We start from the raw sequence: 2,636 nt of genomic DNA on the forward strand, positions 1-2,636 counted from the left end.
CGGGCTGACCTTGCCCCCAAGTTTTATCCAATCCTGAGTTGGCTCCGGTTGTTGGATTTGCCCGGTTGGGCGGTGGTAGCGACGGGAGCTGGCGCGGAGCCCTCGGCATAGCAGCGCCAGATCCCGCCGGGGATGGCAGGTGAAGGCGAACTCGGACGGCGTCTTGCATCCGAGTTTCGAGTGTGGCCGTGCATCGTTGTAATCGGCCTGCCAGCATCGGAGCGTGACGCGGGACCTGGGCCAGCGACGTGAACAGCGTCTCGTTCAACAGTTCATCCCTCAGCCGGCCGTTGATGGGGGAAGACGGCCCCGCTCCCTCGGCGCCGGCGATATACTGGCGATGTACGGACCCGCTAACAGGAGCTATTCCCTATGAAAGTCGCGACAATTGGATTGGACATTTCGAAGCACGTGTTTCACATCCATGCAGTTGACAGCCAAGGCCAAGTGACCAGTCGCCAGCGCCTCCGGCGAGGCGAGATCATGTCGTTCTTCTCCTCGCTCGCACCTTGCTTGGTCGGCATCGAGGCTTGCGCGACCGCTCATCACTGGGCGCGGGAGATTCGGCAGTTTGGACACGATGTAAGATTGATTCCGCCGGCCTATGTCAAACCCTACGTACGAAGGGGAGCCAAGAATGACGCCGCTGACGCGGCCGCGATCTGCGAAGCCGTCACCCGTCCAAATATGCGGTTCGTTCCAATCAAGAGCGTCGAGAACCAAGGGTTCTTGATGCTTCATCGTACAAGAGGCTTGCTGGTCCGCCAGCGAACCATGACAGCCTGCGCCATTCGGGCTCACTTTGCTGAGTTCGGAATTATTGTCGGACAAGGCCGGCAACGGGTGGATGGTCTGGTGGACTTGTTGGATGACGAGGGGTTGACGCTGCCGGCCCATGCCCGCATCGCACTGGCCGTTCTTATGAACCAACTGAAGGAATTGGACCGGCAGGTCGAGGCCATCGAGCGCGAGCTAGCTCAGATCCAGCGAGTAAATCCGATGGCGAAGTTGCTGTCCTCGATTCCCGGGATCGGTCCCATAACGGCCACGGCTCTCGCCGCGACCGTACCGGACGCGACCATGTTCCGCTCCGGGCGGGAGTTCGCGGCCTGGCTTGGCCTGACGCCTAAGCAGAATTCCACTGGCGGGAAGGATCGGCTCGGCCGGATTACGACAGGGCGATTCCTATCTCAGGCACTTGCTTGTCATCGGAGCACGTAACGTCGTTCGGTACCCAAAGGCACGCTCCCGGGTTGGAGGCGGCTGGATCGAAGCCCTGCTTGAACGGCGTCGGCCCATGGTCGTCGCCGTCGCCGTTGCCAACAAGTTGGCCCGGATCGTCTGGGCGATGATGACGACCGGAGAATTCTATCGGTCAAAGCTCGCGGCCTGACTTTCCGCGTATGTTGGCCACCTTATGGTGTGAGGGCAAATGACAGCATGATGGACACCGGCGGAGCTGGGGATCGAGCAAGCCCGAAGAGCTTTAAGCGCAACAAGCGCGACCCGTTGATGAGGCCTCGATCCGCGATCTCCATCAGGGCCAGCGGCCATGGCATCGGTCGCACTAACAGGCCGTATACATGAACGCACCCGACCGATATCCAAAATGCTGTAAAAACCTCTTGCACCCGCGGGGCCGTCTATACATGAAGCTCTCGATGAAGGCATTCTGCCTGGGCTTGCTCGACGCGATGTAATGCCATGCAACACGGCTCTGATCGGCCCACGTTAGGATCGCGTTGCTGGTGAACTCGCTGCCGTTGTCGCTGACCACCATCTTCGGCCTGCCGCGTTCCATCACCAGCCGGTCTAGCTCCCGCGCTACGCGGGTTCCCGAGAGCGAGGTGTCGGCCACCAGCGCCAGGCACTCGCGGGTGCAATCATCGACGACGGTGAGGATACGGAAGCGACGGCCATCGGTGAGCTGATCCGATACGAAGCCGAGCGACCAGCGGTCGTTCGGCGCCATCGGCACCATCATCGGCGCCCGGGTCCCGATAGCCCGCTTGCGCCCGCCACGGCGGCGCACCGCAAGCCTCTCTTCCCGGTAGAGCCGGAACATTTTCTTGTGGTTGATCAGATAGCCTTCCAGCTTGAGCAGAGCATGGAGGCGCCGATAGCCGAAGCGGCGACGCTCCAGGGCGATCGCCCTCATGCGCTGGCGAACGCCGGCTTCGTCTGCCCGGGTCGTCCGGTATCTTATGGTCATGCGGCAGCAGCCGATGGCTTTACACGCCCGCCGTTCGCTCATCCCGTGGGAATCCACGAGATGCGCGACAGCTTTCCGCTTGGCCGCGGGCGTCACCATTTCTTTCCCAAGAGGTCCTTCAACGCTGCATAGTCCAGCATAGAGTCGGCCAGCAGCCGTTTCAGCCGCGTGTTTCTCGTCCTCCAGCGTCTTCAGCCGCTTGGCCTCCGACACCTCCAGCCCACCAAACTTGGCCTTCCATTTGTAAATGCTGGCGTCGCTGACGCCATGCTTACGGCAAAGCTCGGCGACCGACACGCCGGCCTCATGCTCATTCAAAATCCCGATGATCTGCTCTTCCGAAAAGCGGCTGCGCTTCATGCTCTGGGCCTCGTCGTGGGCCAGAACGAACTTCAAACTGGATTAAGCCCGACGGGCAAGGTCA

General features: G+C 61.2%; 1 protein-coding gene and 2 pseudogenes. 1 reads left to right on the forward strand and 2 read right to left on the reverse strand.

Annotation, left to right across the window (positions count from 1 at the left end):
• Positions 1–23: 23 nt before the first annotated feature.
• A pseudogene (locus I6F12_RS37565) lies at positions 24–292 on the reverse strand (transposase); the annotation flags it as partial.
• An 80-nt stretch (positions 293–372) separates the two neighbouring features.
• Here I6F12_RS37565 and I6F12_RS36910 point away from each other — a divergent pair.
• A pseudogene (locus I6F12_RS36910) lies at positions 373–1,393 on the forward strand (IS110 family transposase).
• 174 nt (positions 1,394–1,567) lie between these two features.
• Here I6F12_RS36910 and I6F12_RS36915 read toward each other — a convergent pair.
• Positions 1,568–2,572: an IS3 family transposase gene (locus tag I6F12_RS36915; protein WP_225158533.1), complete on the reverse strand. Its 1,005-nt coding sequence runs from the start codon at positions 2,570–2,572 to the stop codon at positions 1,568–1,570.
• Between the last annotated feature and the right edge of the window lie 64 nt (positions 2,573–2,636).

This window comes from Bradyrhizobium sp. IC4059, assembly GCF_020193615.1.
Classification (GTDB): Bacteria; Pseudomonadota; Alphaproteobacteria; order Rhizobiales; family Xanthobacteraceae; genus Bradyrhizobium; species Bradyrhizobium yuanmingense.

What these genes read in the sequence shown, in the direction of transcription:
- I6F12_RS36915 (WP_225158533.1), bottom strand. Translation starts at nt 2,572, where the DNA reads ATGAAGCGCAGCCGCTTTTCGGAAGAGCAGATCATCGGGATTTTGAAT.